A 24,469-nucleotide genomic window follows, 5' to 3' on the forward strand; every position below is an offset into this window, starting at 1 on the left:
ATACAGATAAAAAAAGGAGGAAGAGTATGGCAAAGTTCTGCAGATTTTGTGGAAGAAAACTGCGGACCGGATCAGAGCGATTCTGTCCGGGCTGTGGCTCAGATCTGCTTGGCGGAAATAACCAGGCCTCCCAGGATAATGGAAATGGATGGGGGCAGCCATCCGATGACCAGGGAATCTGGGGACGCCAGGCTGCAAGCAGTCAGGGATACTGGAGACCACCGCAGGGAAGTAGCCAGGGAAATCAAAACCGGCAGCCAGAAAATGTTCAGAATAACTGGACCCCACAGCCGGAAAATGTTCAGAATAGCTGGACTTCACAACCGGAAAATAATCAGAATAACTGGGGTACACAGGCAGAAAATAATCAGAATAACTGGGGTACACAGCTGGAAAGTACTCAGAATAACCGTAGCCAACAGTCACCGGAAGGCCAGGAAATACATAATCAGTCTTCCCAAAGCAGACCCCGGAACCATAAACTCCGGCAGATCAATGTACAGGGAAACTGGAATCAGCAGAGAAATCCGGGTCCGTCAGGAGTGGATCAGAACAGCCCGAACCAGCAGATGGCAGACACGGGAATCAATACTTCGCAGCCAACAAAAAGCCAGACAAATAAAAAACCTGTAAAAACAAAGAATACATCAAATGCAGGTGTCAGCGTAAGCAGCGGATCCAGTGGATTTTATCTTTTTGATTTCCTTACAAGGATGTTTCGAAAGTCCAATATTTCCGTAATCATTTATCTGATCCTGAATGTGGCACTTGTCTGCGGATTTACGGTGTTGTTTGTACCAGACAATATTCCGCTTGGAATTGTGATCGGAATTGTTTTATATCTTGTATCTGTTACGATCGCACTGTCACCGATCGGAGAATGGTACCTTCGTTTTCAGACAAGATGTAAAAAACTGAAACGTGCAGAGGATATCAACCGTCTGGAACCGATATTCCGGGAAGTTTATGCGAAAGCAAAACAGAAAGATCCTTCTCTGAATTCCAGCATTCAGCTGTATATCACAGATGATGACAGTCCGAACGCTTTTGCAACGGGACGAAAGACAGTATGTGTTACAAGAGGCCTTCTGAATATGCCGGATGAGCAGATCCGGGCGACACTGGGACATGAATTCGGACATCTTGCACATAAAGATACAGATCTTATCCTGCTGATCTCGGTTGGTAATATGTTTGTAAATATGCTTGTTACATTCTTTAATATCGGCCTTTGGTTCTTTGATATCATTACTACGATCATGTGTCTGTTTATGGGTGGCGAAGATGGTTTTATTACGCATTTATTTATGATCTTTTCAAGATTTCTCGCTGTAATAACAGTGAATCTTCTTCTCAGGATATGGACAGGTCTTGGAACACTGCTTGTCATGAAATCCAGCCGTGGAAATGAGTTTGAGGCCGATGAGTTTGCATTTCAGCTTGGATATGGAGACCAGCTGTGTGCATTACTTGATTATTTCAGTACACATGAGCAGAAAGCTTCCGGGCTGTTTGCCGCACTGGCAAGCTCACATCCGGACAGCCACGACAGAATTGCCAGACTTCAGCAGTTAGGGGCAGGATATTACCGTTAATAAACGGATACAGCAAAAAGAAAAGGACGTAAAGGAGGCTGGTATGAAATGAGAGAGAATAAAGTAACAAACATTCTGTTTATTGTGTTTACTGTAATGGCACTTGCAGGTACTGCAAGTCTGGTAAAAACCGCGATCGCCCCAAAGGAGAACATGCAGGAAACAGAGCAGAAAGTTATTCCGGAAAAACCGACAGGAGAGCCGGTACCTGCGCAGGCAGGCAATGACAAAAAGAAAGATACGGCAGATAAAAAGAAACAGCAGCCATCAGATAAGCAGGGAAAAAATGATCCTGATGCTGCAGTGCAGAAGAAACCTGAGGGAAAGAATCCGGCAGATTCCAACGGCCAGGGAGAACCAGTGAATGAACCGGAGAACCCGGATCAGGGAACACCAGGTGATGAAACAGCAGCGCCAGATGGTCAGGAAACAAACAATGATGAAAGCGCGGATAATGTCACAGATGATGGTAATTCTGAGGATTCACAAGTGACCGAAGAAAGTGATGAAAGCGGAGTGGATGACGCCGGAGCCGCAGAATCGGATTCCGGGGAGGAAGAAAACTCAGAGGAAACTACTTCTGATGGAAACGCATAACAGGCAGAGGAATAAACTATGAAATGTCCAAGATGCAGAAAAAACATACCGGATGACAGCATCTTTTGTCCGGAATGTGGAGTAAAGATAAGACAGACAGGTTTTCCCCAAAGTGGTGGGAATTATGCGGCTCCACAAAAAAAGAAGTTTCCTGTTGCTGTAGCAGTTGCGGCAGTGGCAGGCGTTGCTGTGATCGCAGGCGGAGCAGTATATGCAGTAAAAACAGACAGGATCGCTTTGCCCGGCGCGCTTTCAGCGAAGCAGAAACAGCTGGATGATATGTCCGTAGCAGAAGCGGCGAAAAAGTCAGAAGTGACAAAAAATGCAAAGACGCCGGAACCTACATTGATTCCAACATCGGTGAGTACATCGACACCTTCACCTGAACCAACAAACACCCCAGTACCGACCAACACCCCTGTTCCGACACCGACAGAAGCTCCGGATACAGAAAAACAGATACATACTTATGAAGTTGTCATAGAAGACTGTACCTGGACGCAGGCATTTGACCGGTGCAGACAAAAAGGTGGATATCTTGTAAGAATCAATACCCAGGAGGAATATGCAGCAATCATAAATCTTCTCCAGTCAAATACGAACTATGCGAAAAAACAGTTCTATATAAGTGGAAGGCGTGAGATGGATCAGTATGAATACTACTGGGCAGACAATGATAATAAACTGTTCGGAGAAGCACTGAATTCCGGTGCAAGCTGGACGGCTCATACAACTTCCTGCTGGTTTGCCGGTGAACCGAGCTTTTATGGTGACGGAGTAGAAGAACATGTACTGGATCTCTTATCCAATGATGGAGGCTGGTATATGAATGATGTGCCGGATGATATTTTAAGTGTTGTTCCATCTTTTTCAGGTAAAATAGGATATATATGTGAATATGAATAGCAGAAAAAAAAGATTCGCAGCGATTTTGCTGGCAGGTATCACTTTCATCTGTACATCCGGGATTACCCATGTGCAGGTGAAAGCAGACCCGGTACAGGAAGAAAACGTTGAAGAGAAAATACAGCAGATGTCTCTGGCAGAAAAAATAGCACAGCTTTTTTTTATCACCCCGGAAACTCTGGCAGGGAATGCAGTCAGCGCAGGAGATACAACAAGAGGAGCCTATGAGGCTTATCCGGTGGGAGGAATAATTCTGATGTCTGCCAATATTGAAAGTTATGATCAGGTAAAAAATCTGATCGCAGGCTATCAGCAGATGTCACAGGAGACAGGTGGAGTACCGATCTTTGTGGGAGTAGACGAAGAAGGCGGTATTGTAAGCCGGATTGCAAAAAGTGGAATTATGGAAACACCGGTATATGATTCCATGCAGGCGATCGGACAGACTGGAGACAGCCTGAAAGCGTATGAGACCGGATGTCAGATTGGCAGTTATTTAAGTGAACTGGGATTTAATGTAGACTTCGCTCCGGTTGCGGATGTACTGACAAATCCGCAGAATACAGTAATAGGCAGCCGTTCTTTTGGAAGTGACCCTTCAATCGATGGGGCTATGGTAGCTTCAGAGGTAAAAGGGCTGCATACGAAAGGAATGCTGTCTACCCTGAAACATTTTCCGGGACATGGGGATACTTATGAAGACAGTCATGAAGGAAAATCCTATGTCTATAAAACAAGGGAAGAACTGGAAAACTGTGAGTGGATTCCATTTAAGAAAGGTATAGAAGCAGGCTCTGATTTTGTGATGATGGGACATATTTCCTGCCCGGGTATCACAGGAGATGACACGCCTGCAAGTCTGTCTTATACCATATGTACAGAAATTCTGAGAGATCAGCTGGGATTTCAGGGGCTGGTCATTACGGATGCAATGAATATGGGAGCAGTTGCCAATGAGTATGCATCAGGAGATGCCGCTGTAAGAGCGGTACAGGCGGGCGCAGATATGATCCTGATGCCTGCTGATTTTTCGGCGGCATATGCGGGTGTCAGAAATGCTGTGCAGAATGGAACAATAACAGAAGAAAGAATCAACGAATCTGTCAGACGTATTCTGGCAGTAAAAAACAAAATAAACACAGCGGAATAAATATCCGATTGACCCAGAACAGCAGAGCAGTTATGTGCTTATGAGCAGACAGTGAAGGTAAATTGCGAATATCCGCTTGATATGTTAGGAGGAAGAGTATGAGATGTCCTAATTGCAATTGCGACGTTCCGGAAGGAAGTCTTTTCTGTCCGGAATGTGGACAAAAGCTTGAAGGTGTAAATGGCAGTCAGGCAGAAAATTCCGGAGAAACATATAATGATCAGCAGCAGGATGCGGAAGATGTATATGGAGATCAGCAGCGGAATAAAGAGGATACATACAATGATCGGTCTGAGGATACGGAAGATTCTCTTTGGGATCAGCCTCAGAATTCTTCAGATATTTATGGAACCTCACCTCGAAATTATGGAAATCCTTATGGGAATCAGTCTCAGAATCAGGGAGGCTTCTATGGAAATCCTTCTCAGAATCAGAATTTTGGAGGTTCCTATGGAAATCAGTCCCAGAATTTCGGCGGGCCCTATCCGGGGCAGCAAAATGGCGGGAATACATACTGGAGACAGCCTCAGTCTCAGAATAATGGACCGGAGCGAATGGCAGCAGGGAATCATTTTGATAACAGCATGCAGGGTGGAAGAAAAAACAAGAATCCGCTCATTATCATAATTGCGGTTGTTGCCATTGTGGCTTCTGTAGGTGGCGCAGCATTTTTTGCACTGAGAAGCAGGGCGAAGGATGAGACCATACAGAAAGTTGCGGACAGTTCGGATTACAGTATTGGAAATACAGATGTTTCGGGGAGTGATGTGTCAGAAGTTGGATCAGCGGAAGAACCAACAGCTGTACCGGAACCAACAGCAACACCGGAACCGACATCTACACCGAAGCCTACTCCTACGCCTGAGGCTTATCCTGCATCAGCAATAACAGCTTCTCTTGTGAGTGAATCCTCTGTAGATTTCAGCAATATCCATGAAGCATATATAGAATCAGCAAGTGCATCATCAGAACTCAAACAGGCAAGCGGAGTTTCCAATGATCCGTTGCTTGCATTTGACAATAATACCGATACGAACTGGGAAGAAGGTATTGACGGACCGGGAATCGGGGAGAGCATTACAGCAAATTTTAAATATAAAAATGAAAAAGTGAGATGTATTGCCCTTAAACTTGGAAACTGGAAATCTGGTAAATATTATTATGGAAACAACAGACCTTCAAAATTAACGATCACACTGGATGACCTTTCCTTTCAGATGGATTTTCCGGATTCCTGGGAAGAATTTTATGTAATGCTGAATCATCCGTTTAAGGCATCTTCCATCCAGATAAGAATTGATGGCGTGCATCAGGGCACCAGCTGGGATGACACATGTATTACAGATGTTCGAGTATTGGTAGAATAATGAGACAGACAGAGGTAAAATATGAAAAATAATAGAACAATAATAGAACAATAGTTATACAGGTCATTGTGCTGATTATTCTGATTCTTTTACAGATCGTCTGTGGGGTGAGTATCTTCAGTAGACAAAGTAAGAATTGATGAAGTGTCAGACGCATTCTGACTATAAAAATAGCGGAATAAATATTTAACCAAAACGGTATTTGTTTGTGAGCAAGTAATAAAGGTGAAATATGAATGTCCGCTTAAATGCTAGGAGAAAGAGCATGAGATGTCTTAATTGTAATTGTGAGGTTCCGGATAAAAGTGTTTTTTGTCCGGAATGTGGACAAAAGTTTGAAGGCGGAAATACCTACTGGAGACGGCCTCAGTCTCAGAATGATGGATTAGAACGAGAACCAGAAAGTAATTTTAATAATAATATGCAGGGTGGGAAAAAACATAGAAATCCTATTATTATAATTATTGTTGCTATTGTAGCTTTGGCAGGAGGTACTATATTTTTTTCGATGAGAAGCAGAGAGAAGGATCTGTCACAACATAAGGCTTCGGACAGTTTGGATTTTAGACAAAGTAAAATCGGAGCAGAAGAGACCGTAGAAAAAACGGAGCCAACATCGACACCAGTTCCGACCGTGACTCCGACAGAAACACCAGAAGAACCGTCCCCAACACCAACGGAGGCTCCGGAAGAAAAAAAAGAAGCTGCTACACAGACCGGGGAGGTGGCAGGACCGCCACTGGCACCGGAGACAACGCCAACACCTCAGACAGAAGAGAACGGTGCACTTACACCCGGAGAAACAAGTGCGGGAATTACAGATCTGGCAGTGAAGGAAATTGTAGATCCGTCACAGATTTCCGCAACGGATCTGGATAAATATTTTCAGGCATATGAGATCGTGGAGGGCGATGAGATCTACAACCGTATCATCGGGAAATCTTACTATGCCAATGATTATGTCGCATTATCGGATCTTCGTTATCTGAAAGTCCTTCACTATAATTTTGAGGGACAGGTACAGGTTGGAGAATTGATCGTAAATGCTCAGATTGTAGATGATTTTCTCAGTGCATTCAAGCAGTTGTATGAAAAGCAATATCAGATCCAGGAGATGGTTCTGATCGATAATTACTGGGCAGGAGACGGAGACAGCAGTGATTACAATTCCATAGAACACAATAATACTTCCGCATTTTGTTTTCGAAATGCTACAGGCAGTGGGAATTTGTCAAAACATGCGTTTGGACGGGCTATCGATATTAATTCCCAGCAAAATCCATATGTAACATATAATAACGGCTATGGCAGCTGTGCACACGGAAATGCCCAGCAGTATCTGGATCGATCCAGCGGTTTGCCTCATGTGATCACCCATGATGATATCTGTTATCAGATCTTTACACAACTTGGCTTTACCTGGGGAGGAGATTGGGGTAATCCAAAAGACTTCCAGCATTTTGAGAAAAGTGCAAATTAACCTGAAAAAACAGAGAAAAATTTTGGATTGAGATGCTGTGAAAAATATGTTACACTGATTTTATGACTTTTTTTAGAGATAAGATGGATACTGGGAGGAATAGAGAATGGGCAGAATCGCCATTGTGACAGACAGCAACAGCGGTATCACACAGGCCCAGGCCGAAGAGCTTGGCGTTTATGTGATACCGATGCCGTTTTATATTAATGAAAAAATGTATCTTGAAGGTGTAACTCTCACACAGGAAGAGTTTTATGAGAAGCTTAAGAAGGATGAACCGATCTCCACATCTCAGCCAAGTCCGGCTGATCTCTGTGATCTGTGGGACAAGCTTCTGAGAGATTATGAGGAAATCGTTCATATTCCGATGTCAAGCGGATTGAGTGCATCCTGTTCTACTGCAATGGGACTTGCTATTGATTATAATGGTCGTGTTCAGGTAGTGGACAATCAGCGGATTTCCGTAACACAGAGACAGTCTGTAATGGATGCTAAGATGCTTGCCGAGGCAGGAAAAAGTGCCGCAGAGATCAAAAAGATCCTTACAGATCAGAAACTCGATTCCAGTATTTATATCACACTTGACACCCTGAAATATCTGAAAAAAGGTGGCAGGATCACACCGGCAGCAGCAGCCATCGGAACGGTTCTGAACCTGAAGCCTGTACTTCAGATCCAGGGAGAGAAGCTGGATGCCTACGCCAAGGTCCGTGGCAAGAAGCAGGCCAAACGTGCCATGCTGAAGGCAATGAAGAATGATTGGGAAACACGTTTTAAGGAATACGCATCTGACGGTGAGATGTGTCTTCAGGCTGCTTATACAGGAAATCTGGAAGAAGCAGAAGAATTTAAAAAAGAGATCCAGGAGGTATTTCCGGGAATGGAGATACATATGGATCCCCTTTCCTTAAGTGTTGCCTGCCATATCGGTTATGGTGCCCTTGCAGTCGCATGTTCAAGAAAAGTGACGTTATAAGCATAAAATACAGAAACAAAGATATGAGGAGTTTGAAACATGAAGAAGATTATGGAACAGATGGCGGAAGAACTTTCCGCAGCATTTGAAAAAGCAGGTTATGATCCGTCTTACGGAAAAGTTACTGTTTCCAACAGAACGGACTTATGTGAATATCAGTGTAACGGTGCCATGGCAGGAGCCAAAACATACCACAAGGCTCCGTTTATGATCGCGGATGATGTGGTAGCACAGCTCTCAGACAGCCAGATCTTTTCCAGAGCAGAAGTTGTAAAGCCTGGATTTATCAACCTGGATGTGAAGCCGGAATTCGTTGCGGAATATATGAATAAGATGGCAGAAGATGAGAAGCTTTCCGTTGAAACTGCCAAGAACCCGAAGACGATCATCATCGACTACGGCGGACCAAACGTAGCCAAACCCCTTCACGTAGGACATCTCCGTTCTGCGATCATCGGCGAGAGTATCAAGCGTATCGGACGTTTTGTAGGACATAAGGTCATCGGCGATGTGCATCTTGGAGACTGGGGCCTTCAGATGGGACTGATCATCACAGAGCTGAAACACCGGAAACCGGAGCTGGTATATTTTGATGACAGCTTTACAGGTGAATATCCCACAGAAGCACCATTTACTATCAGCGAACTGGAAGAGATCTATCCATGTGCCAGCGGCAAGTCCAAAGAGGACGAGGCTTATCGTAATGAGGCACTGGAGGCAACACATCTCCTTCAGCAGGGCAAACCTGGATACATGGCTCTCTGGAACCACATTATGAATGTATCTGTAACAGACCTTAAGAGAAACTACGCAAACCTGAACGTAGACTTTGACCTCTGGAAAAAAGAATCCGATGCACAGCCGTACATTCCGGATATGGTAGAGGATATGAAGAAACGTGGATTTGCCTATGAGGATCAGGGTGCTCTTGTTGTAGATGTAAAAGAAGAGAGCGACACCAAGGAGATCCCTCCGTGCATGCTTCTGAAATCTGACGGAGCTTCCCTTTATACGACCACAGACCTTGCTACCATCGTAGAGCGTATGAAACTTTTCCAGCCGGATGAGATCCTTTATGTTGTAGATAAACGTCAGGAACTCCACTTTATTCAGGTATTCCGCTGCGCAAGAAAGACCGGTCTTGTAAAACCGGAGACCAAGCTTTCCTTCCTTGGTTTTGGTACCATGAACGGAAAAGACGGCAAGCCTTTTAAGACAAGAGAAGGCGGCGTTATGCGTCTGGAAAATCTAATCGCAGATATTGATGAGGAAATGTACCGCAAGATCGTGGAGAACCGTAGTGTAAAAGATAAAGATGCCAAAGAGACTGCCAAGATCGTAGGACTTTCCGCAATCAAATACGGCGATCTTTCCAACCAGGCAACCAAGGATTATATCTTTGATGTAGACCGCTTTACTTCCTTTGAGGGAAATACAGGTCCGTACATCCTTTATACCATCGTGCGTATCAAATCCATTCTCAACCGCTATGTACAGGAGGGAGGAGATTTAAGCGCAGGTAAGATCCTTCCGGCAGTTAATGCCAGCGAGAAGAACCTGATGCTTCAGCTTTCCGGCTTTGCAGCAATGGTTGAGAATGCTTTTGAGGAGAAAGCACCCCATAAGATCTGTGCGTATATCTATGAGGTATCCAACGCATTCAACAGCTTCTATCATGAGACAAAGATCTTAAGCGAAGAAGATCAGGCACAGAAGGAATCTTTCCTTCAGCTGCTCCAGCTTACAAGAAGAGTGCTTGAAACAAGCATTGATCTTCTTGGATTCTCTGCACCGGATCGTATGTAAAGTACAGTTTTGAAGATCCAGGTATAAGCATTATAAATAATGACAGCCCGCCAGGATACAGGGACAGGAAGAAAATTTTTTGTCAGCTGTATCCGGCGGGCTGTTTTTTTATTCTGTTTTTATTGGGTAAAAGCTCTTTGCAAAAGAAACATGACATGCTATAATGAAATCCATCCTGAATGAATATGAATCGTACATGTTCGTTTGCGGTTATTTGTCTAATTTTATTTATCTCAAACCGGAATTCACCGGATAATCCCAAACTAATAAGAAATATGATCACAATTATTATCTGACAGAAATGAGAGGAAGGTGATCTGTCTGATCGGAACGATACTGAAAGAACGTTATTACGTTATAGAACGGATTGGACATGGCGGAGGCGGAAGTCTGTATCTGGCCAGGGACATGGAACTCGGTATTTTTCGCGCTGTGAAGGAAATACCCATCATAAAGAAAAAAGAAGTTATGCTAATGCAGCGTCTGGATCATCCTGCAATCCCAAAGATTGTAGATTGTGTGGAAACAGAAGAAGATTGCTATCTGATTATGGAGTATATTAAGGGGCAGTCTCTGGAAGAAATTCTTTGTTCAGAAAAAAATTTTTCCATACAGGAAACGCTTGCAAGAGGAAAGGAGATTACCAGAGTACTGGAATATCTCCATAACCGTAAACCGCCGGTCTGCTACGGAGATCTGAAACCGGATAATCTGATGCTTTCTGAAACCGGGCACCTGTATCTGGTCGATCTTGGAAGCGCCATGTTCGATCATGGAAAAAGAAAACGGATCTGTGAAGGAACGAAAGGATATGCGGCACCGGAGCAGTATCAGGGTTACTTAAGCCCCAGAAGTGATATTTATGCCCTGGGAAAAACCATGGAAAAGCTTTGTGGAAAAAAGAAATGGCAGTGTTTTTTATATCCGGAATTTTTCTGGTTTCTGTTTCGATGTACCAGAAAACAGGAAAAATACAGATATTTGGATATGTCAGCAGTTCAGAAAAGAATCCAGAAACTGGAAATCCGATATCGAACAGTTACCTGGCGAAAACGTTTTCTGGAAGCAGTTGCTGCAGGGGTTCTGATAGGAATATTGTTTCTGACAGCTGGATTACTGAAACGGGAAGAGTTTTCTGTGGCGATTTCAGAAGTAACAGATCTGTATTACGAGGCCAGACAGTATCCGGAAAACTCGGGGGAACGGAAAAAGTACTGTGCAACAGCGGAAAAGAAACTGCAGGATTTAAGCAGGAATTATAGGGAAAAAGAACAGCAGCGCCGTATTGAGCTGTTGCTGGCATGGAATGCGGAGTTTTTGGATGAAACGGAAAAAGCGGCTTTGTATTATGAAAATCTTCTTCTGTATGATGCGGAATATCGTGTGGTTTATGGAGAGTATGGAATGTTTCTCCTTCGAATCGGGCAGAAAGAAGCCAGCCAAAAGCTGTGGAAAGATTACAAAAAGAAAGAAAAAACAGAATTGCTGGAGGAAGGCGAAAGCAGGAATCTGAAACTCTGGGAGGAGATCAATGAGAAAAAATGATCAGCGAAAATCGAAAAAAACCGGAAAATCCTGTGGGAGAATCTGTCCTGCTGTTTTGTCGCTGCTGATTTTATGCAGCTGGATGATCAGTTCCATTCTCGTTTATGGATTTGATATGTCGGAGATGAATAGTCTTGATACCGGTGGATTTGATATGGATGTGGGAGAAGGAACCGGACAGCTGCCGGAAGACTGGGAAAAAAGTTATGGAGGAACAGAAAAAAATGACGGTAATGAGAACCGGGAAGATGAAAATCTGATGGAAGATTCCTCTGTTTGGGCAGGAACAGAAAATGGACAGGAGGATTCAGCGCGATGGAGTTCGGACTTCCAGGCAGAAGAAGTACATTCTCCGGAAGAGAACTCTGTGGGAAACGGAAATACTGCAGCAGAAAATTCCGGTGGCAGCGAAGAAAGATACGAATTTCAGGAACCGGATATTCGGGAAAATGAAAATCCGGGGATAACTATTGTGAATGAAGCAAATCTTACGGAAACGCCGGTACCAACAAAAACGCCAGTGCCGACAAAATCACCGGTTCTCACACAGACATTGGCGGCAAGTCCATCTGCAATACCGACTCCGGGATTAATTCGAAAACCGGCTTCAGGTGCATCAAAAAAAGCAAAGGACCAGAATCCGGCATTATCTTACTACCAGACAGAACCAACAGAAATGCCTGATAAAGAGAAAAAAGAGCAAAAACCAACGATTCATACAAAAACAGATGGCAACAGGATTCAGATAGAAATCCGCCCGGATATTCCGTTTCAGATCCTTTCATTTCGGATCAACGGAAAAGAGTGCGATTTTTACTGGCATGGGAAAAAACTTCTGGCAGAATTACCGGAAAAAACCAGGAAACCCTGGAAAGCAGAACTTCTGGGTTTTGTGAAATCCGGGAAGCTGTATTATGAAAGCATGGACTTAACAGAAAAACAGTGATACAATAGGCATACTTACTGATTTTTTACACAACAGGAGGAATTTATGTATAAGGCAATCTTTTTTGACCTGGACGGAACGCTGACAGAATCCGGAGAGGGAATTACAAAATCTGTACAGTATGCACTGGAGAAACTTGGTGTTTCAGCGCCGGATCTGGAGCCGCTGAAAGTTTTTGTGGGACCGCCACTTCTGGATCAGTTTATGAAATATGCGGGATTTGATAAAGAGACAGCGCAGAAAGGAATCGAATACTACAGGGAACGGTATTCCGAAAAAGGAATGTATGAGAATACAGTTTATCCAGGCGTGGAAAATGCCCTGGCGGAGCTGAAACGCCGTGGCTACCGGCTGGCAGTAGCTTCTGCGAAACCTACTTTTTATGTAACACAGATCATGGATCATTTTAATCTGAGCCGTTATTTTGAAGTGATCGCGGGAACAGATCTCAATGGGCCGAAAGTTTCCAAATCCCAGGTGATCGAGGAAGCTCTGGAGAGAATGAATCTTTCCGATCACCGTGACCAGGTGATCATGGTGGGAGACCGGGAACATGATATTCTTGGAGCCAGACGATGTGGGATCCAGTGTGTGGCGGTATCTTATGGATATGGCAGCAGAGAAGAACTGGAAGCGGCCCAGCCTCTTCAGATCGTAGCTTCTGCAGATGAGCTTCTGAATTTTTTCGACTGACCCCTCTGCATAGACAGAATATTTTTCGACTGGTGTGGAGGGAACTTTATCCGGTAGGAATCCATTATCTTATCGGACAGATCCTGGGAAGTGCCGTGCTTCTCTGGCTGGTGGATCATGTCAGCAACGCACAGGAATCCTATTACAGTTATACTCTGGTGATCACCGGAGTTACCGGAGTGCTGGTTATGTTTCCGGCAGTATATTTTTACCGGAAAGACCGCATAGGAAGGCTGATCGGTGGGTTAACTTCTATTGAAGAGCAGAGGCTTTCTGTTCCTGAAATGCTGCTTCTTCTCGGGGCAGGAGCAGGATTTGCCCAGTATGCCAATGTGCTGGTGGCGATCTTGCAGAACTGGATCTCGTCCAGTTACGGGGAGACCATGACGAAGATCACTTCAGGGAAAAGCCTTTTTATGATGGTCTTCTGGATGGGAATCGTAGCGCCTGTCGCGGAAGAAATGATCTTTCGCTGGCTGGTTTATCTCAGGCTTCGGGATCATTTTTCCGTACTGGTTTCCGCTGTGATCTCTGCCGCGTTTTTCGGGATCTATCATGGAAATGTCCTGCAGGCTGTGTATGCGTTTATCCTGGGAGCTCTTTTTGCGTGGTTTCTGGAGATGGGCGGCAATAAGTGGACCAGTGTGCTGATGCATATCGGGGCCAATACCTGGATCCTTATTTTCAGTGAATATGCCCAGACGCTGGTGGAAAAAACAGGAGCAGGAAGTCTTCTGATGATCTATGGGATCTTCGCAGTGGTGATGATCGGAGGATATCAGTATTTTGTACGCAGAGGAGAAAAGCGTGGTTACCGGGCTGTTTAACCAAATCAAGCAAGTAGCGAAGCGGATTGCGAATATCCGCTTGACCCGAATGGGGATTGCAAATATCCCCCTGACCCCGGATCAGACAGGGTGAAATATAAATAACTGCTTCGCAGAGAATCTGTAGTGGGATCATAGTAGAAGTGATGCCGCTGCAGATTCTTTTTTTTATGAAAAATACAGGAAGTCTTTTACGGGGAATAAGTTTATACAGATTTTATATTTATTTAAGAGACCATTTCTTGTACAGGCGGGTATCACGTGCTATCATAAGTGTATTAAAAGAATTAATACACTTAATACACAGATTACAGAGAAAGGAGCGTCGTATGTTATTCTTGGACTATCAGGACAGACGTCCCATTTACGAGCAGATCGTAGAGAAATTCCGGATGCTGATCCTGTCAGGAGCTGTGGAGCCATCTTCCAAGATGCCGTCTGTGCGGCAGCTGGCCGTGGAATTATCCATCAATCCCAATACCATCCAGCGGGCATATATGGAACTGGAGCAGCAGGGGCTGATCTGTCCGGTGAAGGGAAAAGGCAGTTTTGTCACAGACAGCAGCAGGATCAGGCAGATCGGTATGGAAGAAACCTTAAGTGAGCTGAAAAAGATCACAGAAAAGGGAATGGCTCTGGGAGTAGGGGAGGAAGAAATGATCGGTGTGATCCGCTTATGCTATAAGGAGGGAAACAATGATTGAGATAAAAAACTGCAGCAAAGCTTTTGGTAAGATACAGGCAGTAAATAAGGTCACCATGGATATCGGGGAACGGGAGGTTTTTGGACTGATCGGCTCCAACGGTGCGGGAAAAAGTACTCTGCTCCGTATCATGGCCGGGATCATCCGTCAGGACAGAGGAGAGGTGCTGATGGATGAAGAACCGGTTTTTGAAAATGAAAGGATCAAAGAGCATTTTTTCTACATCCCGGACGATGCATATATTCCGGCAAATTACAATGCTCTGGACATGGCAGAATTTTACCGTTGTATTTATCCGGGATTTCAGCAGGCACGTTTTGAGACAATGATGAAGCAGTTTCATCTGGATGGAAAACGAAAAATCAGTACTTTTTCCAAGGGAATGAAGAAACAGCTTCTGGTGATCCTGGGAATCAGTACAGGAACGAAATATCTGTTTTGTGATGAAACCTTTGATGGCCTGGACCCGGTAATGCGCCAGGCAGTAAAAAGTATTTTTGCATCGGAGATCATGAGTCGTGAATTTACGCCGGTGATCGCTTCCCATAATCTCCGTGAGCTGGAAGATATCTGCGATCACATCGGGCTTCTTCATCAGGGAGGAATTCTCCTTTCCAGAGATCTGGAGGATATGAAATTCCACATCCATAAGATCCAGTGTGTACTTACTGACAAAAAGAAAGAAGAAGAATTAAAGAAAGAGCTGGATGTTTTGAAAACAGAGCATCAGGGCTCCCTGCTGCTTATTACTGCAAGGGGAACAAGAAGAGAGATCATGGAGAAGATACAGGCAAAAAATCCTCTTTTCTGTGAAGTGCTCCCACTGACTCTGGAAGAAATATTTATCAGCGAAACGGAGGTGGCAGGCTATGAAGTCAAAAATTTATTCCAGTGAGTATATGAAATCCTCTTCTAAAGGACAAAGATGGATCCCGGCATTTGCCATGATCGCATTTCTCCTTGCATTTCCGGTAGCGGAACTTATTCTGATGGGAAAATGGAATGGGCGCAGTTATACTCAGAGTCAGCTTTCTTATCTGTATTCCAGCCTGTGGAGCAGTGATTTTCTCACAATAGGAGCAGTTGTGGCTGCGGTAACAGCATTTTTTGCAGCAGTAAGCGGCTTCTGGTATCTGTATTCCCCGAGAAAAGTGGATTTCTATCACAGCCTTCCGGTAAAGCGAAGTGCACTGTTTCTGCACAGAGTATTGTTGGCTGTTCTTTATTATCTGGTGCCATATGTGATCATGGAATTTGCTGCGGTATGCATCGGGGCAGCCAGAGGATATTACAGCCTTTCCATTATGAAAAAGGCACTGATCCTGTTGGTTCTCCATCTCCTGATGTATCTTCTGGTGTATTTTTCCACAGTGCTGGTGATCGCCTGCACCGGTACCATGCTGATGGGAGCCCTTGCATGGGCAGGATTGTTTACCTACAGTATCATTCTGGCAGTGATGCTGCAGTTAAGCGGACATTTATTTTTTGATACCTGGTACGAGGGCAGTTACGGAATTCTGGCAGCAGTGCGGAATCTGGGATCTCCTCTTATGGTGATCGTAAGCTTTATAGATAGATACAGCAGCGGAAGCTTTGGAAAGCAGTTGCTGATACTGATCCTTACGCTGTTTATCATGGCAGCACTTTCCTGGATGGCATTTTGCAGACGAAGGTCAGAGAATACCGGAAAAGCTCTGGTATATACCTGGATGGAGCCGGTCTTAAGTGCCCTGATCACAATACCATCCGGACTGGGGATCGGTCTGATCTTTTATATGATCCCGGAAGATTCATCCAAAACAGCATGGTGGATCTTCGGAATGATACTGGGAACGATCCTGGTCCATGGAATTCTGGAAGTGATCTACGAAATGGATTTTCGCAGATTTTTCTGCAGAAAAGTGCAGCTTATGATCTTTGGAGGTGTTGTGGCAATCTGTGCGCTGACCATGAAAATGGATCTTCTGGGATATGACAGTTATTTTCCGGCTTATGACAATCTTCAGGGAGTTGTGATAAATGTAAGCAATCTTTCATATACAGAGCAGCTTTGCAATGTGGAAAAAAAAGAAAACGGAATCTATAAGATCCGGTATACTGCCACCTCAGACAATAGTTCCGATCTGCTGAATCAGCCGGTGATGAAAAGTAAAGCATTATATAACAGTCTGAAGGATATCAGGCTTCAGAATGAAAAAGGAAAAAAATCAGGAAGGCGCATGTATGTGCGCTACATAAATAAACAGGGATTCAGTGTATGCAGAGGCTATATTGTATCCTCTGCACAGGCACAGAATCTTATGGAAGCCCTGTATGATGAGCAGACATGGAAAGAAGACAGATATTCATTTTTTCAGCTGGACAAACAGTATCTGAAAGAGGTCACCGGTATTTTCTGTGACGGAGATATTCAAACCTTATTTGAGAAAAATGCAGAGAAGCGTCAGGCGCTGGCAGAGGCGCTGAGAAAGGACATTCTGGAAAACGGCGGTCAGACAGTAAAAGACCAGCCATGTGCAATGCTGATGTTCGATTATACGGGAATTCCGTCAGAAGGATACATGGATGAATGGGGAATGAATGTACCGGCTGTTCAGGAAGGAGAGAGGGTGTCTACCTCCGTTCTGGTGTATCCGGCATATAAGAGAACACTTGCAATTTTGGAAGAAACAGGATATCCTCTTTCCATGGATGAGCTGTCTGTTGAGTATATTGATGTTTATTACTTCAGCTCCGAAGCTGCCGGCGAAGATGATGAGGTTTTTTCCGACATTGAGCCTGTTTCGGATCTTGAAGAAACAGAGAACGGTTATAAAGTCCGTTACGATAAAAAGGAACAGCTGGAAGCCCTGAAAAAGTGTATCCGCCCATCACAGCTGGTAAACGGATGGACTATCTGGAATGCAGATGTCACAATGGAAGTGGTTTTGGAAGGACAGGAGAGCACCGACGGGGATTCCGGACTTTATATGACATTTGCCGGTGAGATCCCGGATTTCATCAGAGCAGATGCAAAGGCAGCCCATGTAACAGAATGGGAGGTAAATGATTAATGGAAAAACCAGTCCGGCTGGATAAATTTCTGGCAGATGCCGGCGCAGGTACACGAAGCGAGGTAAAAAAATACATACAGAAGGGTCAGGTGCAGGTTAACGGGAAATCTGTGAAGAAACCGGAACTGAAAGTAACAAAAGAAGATCAGGTGGTTATGAACGGGCAGGAAATTCATGCTGCACCGGAATATGTATACTATCTTTTTAACAAGCCGGCGGGCTGTGTCAGCGCAACGGAGGACTTCAGAGATAAAACGGTTCTCGACTACATTGAAGAGAAAGACAGAAGAAAGGGACTTTTTCCGGTGGGACGCCTGGATAAAGATACAGAAGGCTTCCTTCTGATCACAGATGACGGTCCTCTGGCACACGAGCTTCTTTCCCCGAAGAAACACGTGGATAAGACTTACTATGCAAAGGTATCCGGAAAAGTGACAGAAGAAGATGCCAGAGCGCTGGCAGAAGGAGTGGATATCGGGGAAAAGGATCTCACACGCCCGGCAAGGCTTGAGATTCTTTCCACCTGGGAATCCGACACAGGATCGGAGGAAAACGGTAAGAGATGGGAATCCGAGATCCGCCTTACCATCCATGAAGGAAAATTTCATCAGGTGAAACGGATGATGGAAGCACTGGGAAAAAAAGTTACCTATCTCAAAAGGCTTTCCATGGGACCGCTGGCGCTCCCGGCGGATCTTCCGACAGGAAAATATCGTCCGCTCACCGAAAAAGAGCTGGAGCTTCTGAAATCTGCCGGGAACCGCTGAAAAACAGAAAAAAATTGGAAAAATCCCCTTTACATAAGGGGATTTCCTATGCTATAATTCAGAAGTTGCAAAAATAAGCACGCACGGCGATTCTATAAGGATGGTGCCCTACGGTGTGAGGATGGGTCCAGAGAGAAGGCGACCTGTGCGGAAGAATTTAACCAAAAAGGAGAAAAGACATGAGCGTTATTTCAATGAAGCAGCTTTTAGAGGCAGGTGTTCATTTCGGACATCAGACAAGAAGATGGAACCCTAAAATGGCTCCGTACATCTACACAGAGAGAAATGGTATCTATATCATCGATCTTCAGCAGTCTGTAGGAATGGTTGACGATGCTTACAATGCAGTAGCAGATATCGTTGCCAACGGTGGACACATCCTTTTCGTAGGAACTAAGAAACAGGCTCAGGATGCTATCCGTACAGAGGCAGAGCGTTGTGGAGAGTTCTTCGTAAATGAGAGATGGCTTGGTGGTATGCTTACAAACTTCAAGACAATCCAGAGCCGTATCGCAAGACTGAAAGAGATCGAGACAATGGAAGCTGACGGAACATTTGACGTACTTCCTAAGAAAGAAGTAATCGAGCTTCGCAAAGAGCTTGCTAAACTTCAGAAGAACCTTGGCGGAATCAAAGAGATGAAGAGAATCCCGGATGCTATCTTTATCGTAGATCCTAAGAAAGAGAGAATCTGCGTACAGGAGGCTCATACACTTGGAATCCCGCTTATCGGTATCTGCGATACAAACTGTGATCCGGAAGAGCTTGACTATGTGATCCCGGGAAATGACGATGCTATCCGTGCAGTAAAACTCATCGTTTCCAAGATGGCTGACGCTGTTATCGAGGCTAAGCAGGGAACTGCTGAGGCAGACGGCGAGATCGAGGCTGAGTCTGAGGAGTTTGCAGCTACAGAGGAATAATTCGTATAAACAGAATATTTCAGGAGGAAACAAACAATGGCTATTACAGCAGCACAGGTAAAAGAGTTAAGAGAGATGACCGGCGCCGGAATGATGGATTGTAAGAAAGCTCTTACAGCTACAGATGGTGATATGGATAAAGCAGTTGAGTTCCTGCGTGAGAAAGGTCTTGCTACAGCACAGAAGAAAGCAAGCCGTATCGCAGCAGAGGGTCTTTGCAAGACTCTGGTAACAGAGGATGGAAAGAAAGCAGTCGTTGTTGAGGTTAATGCTGAAACAGACTTCGTTGCAAAGAACGAGAAGTTCCAGGGCTATGTTGCAGATGTTGCAGCACAGGCACTTAACACAACAGCAGCTGATATCGAGGCTTTCCTTGCTGAGCCGTGGGCACTTGATACAACTAAGACTGTAAAAGAGGCTCTTGCAGCTCAGATCGCAGTTATCGGCGAGAACATGAACATCCGTAGATTTGCTCAGGTTGAGGAGCAGAACGGATTCATCGCTTCCTACACTCATATGGGTGGAAAGATCGGCGTTCTTGTAGACGTTGAGACAGATGTTGTTAACGACGCTGTTAAAGAGATGGCTAAGAACGTAGCTATGCAGATCGCAGCTCTGAAACCGCAGTACACAAGCGACAAGGAAGTAAGCGCTGACTACATCGAGCATGAGAAAGAGATCCTTATGGCTCAGATCCAGAACGATCCGAAGGAGTCCCAGAAACCGGCTAAGGTTATCGAGGGAATGATCACAGGACGTATCAAGAAAGAGCTTAAAGAGATCTGCCTTCTTGACCAGACATACGTAAAAGCAGAGGACGGAAAACAGTCCGTTGCCAAATACGTAGAGCAGGTAGCAAAAGAGAACGGCGCTAAGATCCAGATCAAAGGCTTCGTTCGCTACGAGACAGGCGATGGTCTTGAGAAGAAAGAAGAGAACTTCGCTGAGGAAGTTGCAAAACAGATGGGTAAATAATCCATTAACTTAAGTTTTCATTATATTATTTTAATAAGTCTGAATTTAAGTATTTAAAAACCTTGAAAGCCGATGGTGTAGATTGATAACAGTCAAAGCCATCGGTTTTCTTTATCCAAATATCTTGGACACTCTGTCAAATATATTCTCTGGTTCTTCCAGCCACATCAAAATAAGTATGCTCATGCATTGACAGAGATAATCGATACTTTCAAAACGCCTAAATGTCACGGCCTGCGCCTGTTTCCGCTTATAATTCCTCACTATTTGTGCCGCCAGCCAAAGGCGGCGGAATGGAGATTTTTATGAAATATACCCAGGATAATGGAAAAATTAAATTATGTGAAACTGATAATATGGATCATCTCGTGCGGTTAACACAAGCGTTGAATGAAAATAATATTCTTTACGAAACGAGATTGAAAAAAAGAACATTTATCAATAATCTTTTTTTCTTGATTTTTTATCATACTTTTGCATCGGGAATTGATCATAAGAATGAAACAACATGTATTTATGTACTAGAAAAAGATTTTGCTGCTGCCCAAAAAGCAATAGTAAACTGCAGATAAAAAAATTCATCTTCCAAGGCACAGGCTCTGTGTGCTGGCCATCGGTCATTGCCTGCGTGCCTGTTTGTCAACCAAAGCCTGAGAATAGTAATACGACGATTGCCTGCCAGTAATTAATATTCCGCATGGAATGAGTAAAATAAAAATTCCGCTTTACAAATAACAGATAAAGTATTAAAATAAACAAAAAGATATCTTCAGGGCAGGGTGAGATTCCCTACCGGCGGTAAAGCCCGCGAGCCGAGAGGCATGATCCGGTGAGATTCCGGGGCCGACAGTACAGTCTGGATGGAAGAAGATGATAGTACAGTTGATTTTTTGAATGAATGTAGTATCAGAGCTCTGAGATGGTGATCCATTTCAGAGCTTTTTATGTAGGAAATCAGACATTCATTTATCGATCAGATGTAACAGATCAATTCCACCCTGCAGATATTTCTGCAGGATTTTTTTGTATCTGGTACATCGTTTTCGAAATAAATATACCACTCACTTGTCTGTGAATCCGATTGCACAGGGCTAAAAGCCTCGGCCTACCAGGCAAAGAACAGGAATAAGAAAGAAGGAATAAAAATGACGGATCAGGAATATATGCTTCGAGCGATCCAGCTGGCTAAAAAAGGAGAAGGTTGGACGAATCCCAATCCGATGGTAGGGGCAGTGATCGTAAAAGATGGAAGGATCATCGGGGAAGGCTATCATAAAAAGTATGGAGAACTTCATGCAGAACGTAATGCTATTGCTTCTCTTACAGAATCAGCAGAAGGTGCGGTGATTTATGTTACGCTTGAGCCTTGCTGTCATCATGGAAAAACACCTCCATGTACGGAAGCGATCATTGAACAGAAGATAAGAAAAGTGGTGATCGGTTCCCGGGATCCGAATCCGAAAGTGGCGGGAAAAGGTGTACAGATGTTAAGGGAAGCCGGTGTAACAGTAGTTGAAGATTTTATGAGAGAAGAATGTGATCAGCTGAATCCGGTGTTTTTTCATTATATTACTATGAAGACTCCTTATGTAGTGATAAAGTATGCCATGACACTGGATGGGAAGATCGCAACGAAGACAGGAGCATCAAAATGGATAACCGGAGAAGCGGCACGAAAAGAAGTACAGCATATGCGGCATCAGTACATGGGAATTATGGCAGGCATTGGAACTGTGCTTGCAGATGATCCGATGTTAAACGTCCGGGTAGAAGGATGGAAAAGTCCTGTCAGGATTGTGTGCGACAGTAAGCTCAGGATCCCGCCGGACAGTCAGATCGTAAAAAGTGCGGAAAAGTACCGGACGATCGTGGCTTATGCAGATCAGAAAAATACAGAAGAAAAAATAAAAATATTACATACCATGGGAGTTGAGACCATTTACTGTCCGGATGAAAAGAATCAGATAGACCTTAAGAAGCTGATGACAGATCTTGGAAGCAAAGGCATTGACAGTATTCTCCTGGAAGGAGGCGGTACGTTAAATGACAGTGCCCTGCGAGCCGGAATTGTAAAGGAAGTACAGGCTTTTGTGGCACCAAAGCTGTTTGGCGGTGTGGCCGGGAAGACACCGGTAGAAGGTATCGGAGTTGAATTCCCGTCTGAAGCAGTGGAACTGAAATATACAGATATCTGCCAGATTGGTGAGGACATCCGGATAAGATGTCAGGTGTGTGAGAAAAAACAGGAGGAATCATGTTTACAGGAATCGTAGAAGAGAAAGGAAAAGTCCGTTATATACAGCTGACAGGAGAATCAGGGATCCTGGCAGTGAAAGCCCGGAAGGTCCTGGAAGGAACAAGGATCGGTGACAGTATTGCGGTGAATGGTGTGTGTCTGACAGTTACGTCGATCCAGCCGGACGGATTTACCGCCGATGTGATGGCAGAGACTATCAGAAGAAGCAGTCTTGGAAGCTGCAAGGCCGGAAGCCAGGTAAACCTGGAACGTGCAATGGCTGCAGACGGCAGGTTCGGAGGACACATAGTAAGCGGCCATATTGATGGGACTGGCGTGATACGTTCCATGCTCCGGGAAGAAAATGCCATCTGGGTATCGATTGAGACATCGCCACAGATTTTGCATCTGATCGTGGAAAAAGGATCCGTTTGTATTGATGGGATCAGCCTGACGGTTGCAAGGATTGATGAAGCTGGTTTTCAGGTGTCGGTCATTCCACATACAGGAGAAGAAACCACCCTTTTGGAAAAGGTGCCGGGGGATCTGGTTAATCTGGAAAATGATGTGATCGGAAAATATGTAGAAAAACTGCTTGGCATCAGAAAAAATGAAGAAGAGAAAAAAGAATCCGGAATTACGATGGAGTTTCTTGAAGAATTCGGGTTTTAGAACAGGAGGATATACAGTATGTCACAAAATTATCAGTACAACACAATTGAAGAGGCACTCAGGGATCTTAAGAAAGGAAAAATAGTTCTGGTCACAGATGATCCGGACAGAGAAAATGAGGGAGATCTGATATGTGCGGCAGAGTTTGCAACCCGGGAAAATATTAATTTCATGGCGACCTATGCAAAGGGTCTTATCTGTACACCGATGAGTGCGGAACTTGCGGCGAGATTGAACTTTCCTCCGATGGTTGCTGAGAACACGGACAATCACAGTACAGCATTTACCGTGGCAGTGGATCACGTAGATACAACCACCGGTATCTCTGCGGCAGAACGCTCCTATACCATTATGAAGTGTGTGGATGATCAGTCAAAACCGGAGGATTTCAGAAGACCGGGACATGTATTTCCGCTTATTTCCAGAAAAGGCGGGGTTCTGGTACGGAATGGCCATACGGAGGCAACAACAGATCTTATGAGACTTGCCGGACTGAAGGAATGCGGCGTGTGCTGTGAAGTTATGAAAGAAGATGGCACTATGATGCGTACATCACAGCTATGGGAAATGGCAAAAGAGCATAACCTTACATTTATTACGATCCGTGATCTGCAGGATTATATAAGAATACATGAAAAGCATGTAAAGGAGGAAGCAGCTGCAAACCTCCCAACGCAGTACGGTGATTTTAAAATGTATGGCTATATCAATGACATTACAGGAGAACATCATCTGGCACTGGTAAAAGGTGATATAGGAGATGGTGAGGATGTGCTTTGCCGTGTACATTCGGAGTGTCTGACAGGAGATGCATTCGGATCGCTCAGATGTGACTGCGGCCTGCAGCTGCAGACAGCGATGCGCCAGGTAGAGGCGGAAGGCAGAGGGATCATTCTGTATATGAGACAGGAAGGCAGAGGAATCGGACTGATCAACAAGATCAAAGCTTATGCGCTTCAGGAACAGGGATACGATACCGTGGAGGCTAATGTGAAGTTAGGGTTTGCACCGGATCTCAGAGAGTACTGGGTCGGGGCACAGATACTGTCAGACCTTGGTGTGAAATCATTAAGATTACTGACCAATAACCCGGATAAAGTCTATGGGCTTGGTGAATTCGGGCTGAAGATCAATGAGAGAGTACCTCTGGAGATTCCGGTACAAAAATATGACCGGAAATATATGAAGACGAAACAGGAAAAGATGGGTCATATTTTTAAAGAAATAAATTTATAAAAAACAGCAAATAGC

Annotated in this window: 22 protein-coding genes and 1 riboswitch; all 22 genes read left to right on the forward strand. The window is 44.4% G+C overall.

The window, feature by feature from the left end:
- Nucleotides 1–26: 26 nt before the first annotated feature.
- Nucleotides 27–1,595, forward strand: a complete 1,569-nt coding sequence (locus tag AC04Q6_RS02335) for a M48 family metalloprotease (protein ID WP_118063515.1) — start codon at nucleotides 27–29, stop codon at nucleotides 1,593–1,595.
- A 48-nt stretch (nucleotides 1,596–1,643) separates the two neighbouring features.
- Nucleotides 1,644–2,192 carry a hypothetical protein gene (locus AC04Q6_RS02340; RefSeq protein ID WP_021977298.1) on the forward strand — a complete coding sequence of 183 codons (549 nt, stop codon included), beginning with the start codon at nucleotides 1,644–1,646 and terminating at the stop codon, nucleotides 2,190–2,192.
- An 18-nt stretch (nucleotides 2,193–2,210) separates the two neighbouring features.
- Nucleotides 2,211–3,098, forward strand: a complete 888-nt coding sequence (locus AC04Q6_RS02345; protein WP_021977299.1) for a lectin-like protein — start codon at nucleotides 2,211–2,213, stop codon at nucleotides 3,096–3,098.
- Nucleotides 3,091–4,248 (forward strand): glycoside hydrolase family 3 protein, encoded by a 1,158-nt coding sequence (locus AC04Q6_RS02350; RefSeq protein ID WP_118063519.1) that lies wholly within the window; start codon nucleotides 3,091–3,093, stop codon nucleotides 4,246–4,248. Before AC04Q6_RS02345 ends, AC04Q6_RS02350 begins: the two co-directional genes overlap by 8 nt.
- Nucleotides 4,249–4,346: 98 nt before the next feature.
- A complete protein-coding gene (locus tag AC04Q6_RS02355) occupies nucleotides 4,347–5,615 on the forward strand; it encodes a zinc ribbon domain-containing protein (protein WP_119247925.1) in 1,269 nt (422 codons plus the stop codon).
- A 265-nt stretch (nucleotides 5,616–5,880) separates the two neighbouring features.
- Nucleotides 5,881–7,095 (forward strand): M15 family metallopeptidase, encoded by a 1,215-nt coding sequence (locus AC04Q6_RS02360; protein ID WP_021977302.1) that lies wholly within the window; start codon nucleotides 5,881–5,883, stop codon nucleotides 7,093–7,095.
- Nucleotides 7,096–7,201: 106 nt separating this feature from the next.
- Nucleotides 7,202–8,071, forward strand: a complete 870-nt coding sequence (locus AC04Q6_RS02365; RefSeq protein ID WP_021977303.1) for a DegV family protein — start codon at nucleotides 7,202–7,204, stop codon at nucleotides 8,069–8,071.
- A gap of 39 nt (nucleotides 8,072–8,110) precedes the next feature.
- Nucleotides 8,111–9,877: an arginine--tRNA ligase gene (gene argS, locus AC04Q6_RS02370; protein ID WP_021977304.1), complete on the forward strand. Its 1,767-nt coding sequence runs from the start codon at nucleotides 8,111–8,113 to the stop codon at nucleotides 9,875–9,877.
- A gap of 312 nt (nucleotides 9,878–10,189) precedes the next feature.
- Nucleotides 10,190–11,422 carry a serine/threonine protein kinase gene (locus AC04Q6_RS02375; protein WP_021977305.1) on the forward strand — a complete coding sequence of 411 codons (1,233 nt, stop codon included), beginning with the start codon at nucleotides 10,190–10,192 and terminating at the stop codon, nucleotides 11,420–11,422.
- Nucleotides 11,409–12,368, forward strand: a complete 960-nt coding sequence (locus tag AC04Q6_RS02380) for a hypothetical protein (protein WP_021977306.1) — start codon at nucleotides 11,409–11,411, stop codon at nucleotides 12,366–12,368. Before AC04Q6_RS02375 ends, AC04Q6_RS02380 begins: the two co-directional genes overlap by 14 nt.
- Nucleotides 12,369–12,413: 45 nt before the next feature.
- The gene (locus AC04Q6_RS02385; protein WP_021977307.1) at nucleotides 12,414–13,061 is read left to right on the forward strand and encodes an HAD family hydrolase; all 648 of its coding nucleotides are present in this window, start codon (nucleotides 12,414–12,416) and stop codon (nucleotides 13,059–13,061) included.
- 32 nt (nucleotides 13,062–13,093) lie between these two features.
- Nucleotides 13,094–13,888, forward strand: coding sequence for a CPBP family intramembrane glutamic endopeptidase (locus AC04Q6_RS02390; protein ID WP_418721266.1), 795 nt, complete (start codon nucleotides 13,094–13,096; stop codon nucleotides 13,886–13,888).
- Nucleotides 13,889–14,217: 329 nt separating this feature from the next.
- On the forward strand, nucleotides 14,218–14,592 hold the full coding sequence (locus AC04Q6_RS02395; RefSeq protein ID WP_015524662.1) for a GntR family transcriptional regulator: 375 nt from the start codon (nucleotides 14,218–14,220) through the stop codon (nucleotides 14,590–14,592).
- Nucleotides 14,585–15,487 carry an ABC transporter ATP-binding protein gene (locus AC04Q6_RS02400; RefSeq protein ID WP_021650396.1) on the forward strand — a complete coding sequence of 301 codons (903 nt, stop codon included), beginning with the start codon at nucleotides 14,585–14,587 and terminating at the stop codon, nucleotides 15,485–15,487. The genes AC04Q6_RS02395 and AC04Q6_RS02400 overlap by 8 nt, the downstream gene beginning before the upstream one ends.
- Nucleotides 15,462–17,645, forward strand: a complete 2,184-nt coding sequence (locus tag AC04Q6_RS02405) for a hypothetical protein (RefSeq protein ID WP_476389505.1) — start codon at nucleotides 15,462–15,464, stop codon at nucleotides 17,643–17,645. The genes AC04Q6_RS02400 and AC04Q6_RS02405 overlap by 26 nt, the downstream gene beginning before the upstream one ends.
- Nucleotides 17,645–18,412, forward strand: a complete 768-nt coding sequence (locus tag AC04Q6_RS02410; protein WP_119247931.1) for a pseudouridine synthase — start codon at nucleotides 17,645–17,647, stop codon at nucleotides 18,410–18,412. The genes AC04Q6_RS02405 and AC04Q6_RS02410 overlap by 1 nt, the downstream gene beginning before the upstream one ends.
- Before the next feature lie 179 nt (nucleotides 18,413–18,591).
- Complete coding sequence (rpsB, locus tag AC04Q6_RS02415; RefSeq protein WP_021977311.1) at nucleotides 18,592–19,335, forward strand: 30S ribosomal protein S2; 744 nt, start codon at nucleotides 18,592–18,594, stop codon at nucleotides 19,333–19,335.
- Nucleotides 19,336–19,371: 36 nt separating this feature from the next.
- Nucleotides 19,372–20,310, forward strand: a complete 939-nt coding sequence (gene tsf / locus AC04Q6_RS02420) for a translation elongation factor Ts (RefSeq protein ID WP_119247932.1) — start codon at nucleotides 19,372–19,374, stop codon at nucleotides 20,308–20,310.
- Between the two features lie 305 nt (nucleotides 20,311–20,615).
- Nucleotides 20,616–20,882, forward strand: a complete 267-nt coding sequence (locus tag AC04Q6_RS02425) for a hypothetical protein (protein ID WP_021977313.1) — start codon at nucleotides 20,616–20,618, stop codon at nucleotides 20,880–20,882.
- Between the two features lie 189 nt (nucleotides 20,883–21,071).
- Nucleotides 21,072–21,186: riboswitch (FMN riboswitch) on the forward strand.
- Between the two features lie 269 nt (nucleotides 21,187–21,455).
- Entirely contained in the window at nucleotides 21,456–22,583 is a 1,128-nt protein-coding gene (ribD, locus tag AC04Q6_RS02430; protein ID WP_119247933.1) for a bifunctional diaminohydroxyphosphoribosylaminopyrimidine deaminase/5-amino-6-(5-phosphoribosylamino)uracil reductase RibD, read from the forward strand.
- Nucleotides 22,565–23,218: a riboflavin synthase gene (ribE, locus tag AC04Q6_RS02435; RefSeq protein WP_021977315.1), complete on the forward strand. Its 654-nt coding sequence runs from the start codon at nucleotides 22,565–22,567 to the stop codon at nucleotides 23,216–23,218. The genes ribD and ribE overlap by 19 nt, the downstream gene beginning before the upstream one ends.
- A gap of 18 nt (nucleotides 23,219–23,236) precedes the next feature.
- On the forward strand, nucleotides 23,237–24,454 hold the full coding sequence (locus tag AC04Q6_RS02440) for a bifunctional 3,4-dihydroxy-2-butanone-4-phosphate synthase/GTP cyclohydrolase II (RefSeq protein WP_021977316.1): 1,218 nt from the start codon (nucleotides 23,237–23,239) through the stop codon (nucleotides 24,452–24,454).
- Nucleotides 24,455–24,469: the final 15 nt, after the last annotated feature.

The sequence above is a fragment of the Blautia sp. HA9023 genome, from assembly GCF_056504095.1.

Coding starts and splice junctions, on each gene's coding strand:
- AC04Q6_RS02335 (WP_118063515.1), top strand. CDS start 27: ATGGCAAAGTTCTGCAGATTTTGTGGAAGAAAACTGCGGACCGGATCA.
- AC04Q6_RS02340 (WP_021977298.1), top strand. CDS start 1,644: ATGAGAGAGAATAAAGTAACAAACATTCTGTTTATTGTGTTTACTGTA.
- AC04Q6_RS02345 (WP_021977299.1), top strand. CDS start 2,211: ATGAAATGTCCAAGATGCAGAAAAAACATACCGGATGACAGCATCTTT.
- AC04Q6_RS02350 (WP_118063519.1), top strand. CDS start 3,091: ATGAATAGCAGAAAAAAAAGATTCGCAGCGATTTTGCTGGCAGGTATC.
- AC04Q6_RS02355 (WP_119247925.1), top strand. CDS start 4,347: ATGAGATGTCCTAATTGCAATTGCGACGTTCCGGAAGGAAGTCTTTTC.
- AC04Q6_RS02360 (WP_021977302.1), top strand. CDS start 5,881: ATGAGATGTCTTAATTGTAATTGTGAGGTTCCGGATAAAAGTGTTTTT.
- AC04Q6_RS02365 (WP_021977303.1), top strand. CDS start 7,202: ATGGGCAGAATCGCCATTGTGACAGACAGCAACAGCGGTATCACACAG.
- argS (WP_021977304.1), top strand. CDS start 8,111: ATGAAGAAGATTATGGAACAGATGGCGGAAGAACTTTCCGCAGCATTT.
- AC04Q6_RS02380 (WP_021977306.1), top strand. CDS start 11,409: ATGAGAAAAAATGATCAGCGAAAATCGAAAAAAACCGGAAAATCCTGT.
- AC04Q6_RS02385 (WP_021977307.1), top strand. CDS start 12,414: ATGTATAAGGCAATCTTTTTTGACCTGGACGGAACGCTGACAGAATCC.
- AC04Q6_RS02395 (WP_015524662.1), top strand. CDS start 14,218: ATGTTATTCTTGGACTATCAGGACAGACGTCCCATTTACGAGCAGATC.
- AC04Q6_RS02400 (WP_021650396.1), top strand. CDS start 14,585: ATGATTGAGATAAAAAACTGCAGCAAAGCTTTTGGTAAGATACAGGCA.
- AC04Q6_RS02405 (WP_476389505.1), top strand. CDS start 15,462: ATGAAGTCAAAAATTTATTCCAGTGAGTATATGAAATCCTCTTCTAAA.
- AC04Q6_RS02410 (WP_119247931.1), top strand. CDS start 17,645: ATGGAAAAACCAGTCCGGCTGGATAAATTTCTGGCAGATGCCGGCGCA.
- rpsB (WP_021977311.1), top strand. CDS start 18,592: ATGAGCGTTATTTCAATGAAGCAGCTTTTAGAGGCAGGTGTTCATTTC.
- tsf (WP_119247932.1), top strand. CDS start 19,372: ATGGCTATTACAGCAGCACAGGTAAAAGAGTTAAGAGAGATGACCGGC.
- AC04Q6_RS02425 (WP_021977313.1), top strand. CDS start 20,616: ATGAAATATACCCAGGATAATGGAAAAATTAAATTATGTGAAACTGAT.
- ribD (WP_119247933.1), top strand. CDS start 21,456: ATGACGGATCAGGAATATATGCTTCGAGCGATCCAGCTGGCTAAAAAA.
- ribE (WP_021977315.1), top strand. CDS start 22,565: ATGTTTACAGGAATCGTAGAAGAGAAAGGAAAAGTCCGTTATATACAG.
- AC04Q6_RS02440 (WP_021977316.1), top strand. CDS start 23,237: ATGTCACAAAATTATCAGTACAACACAATTGAAGAGGCACTCAGGGAT.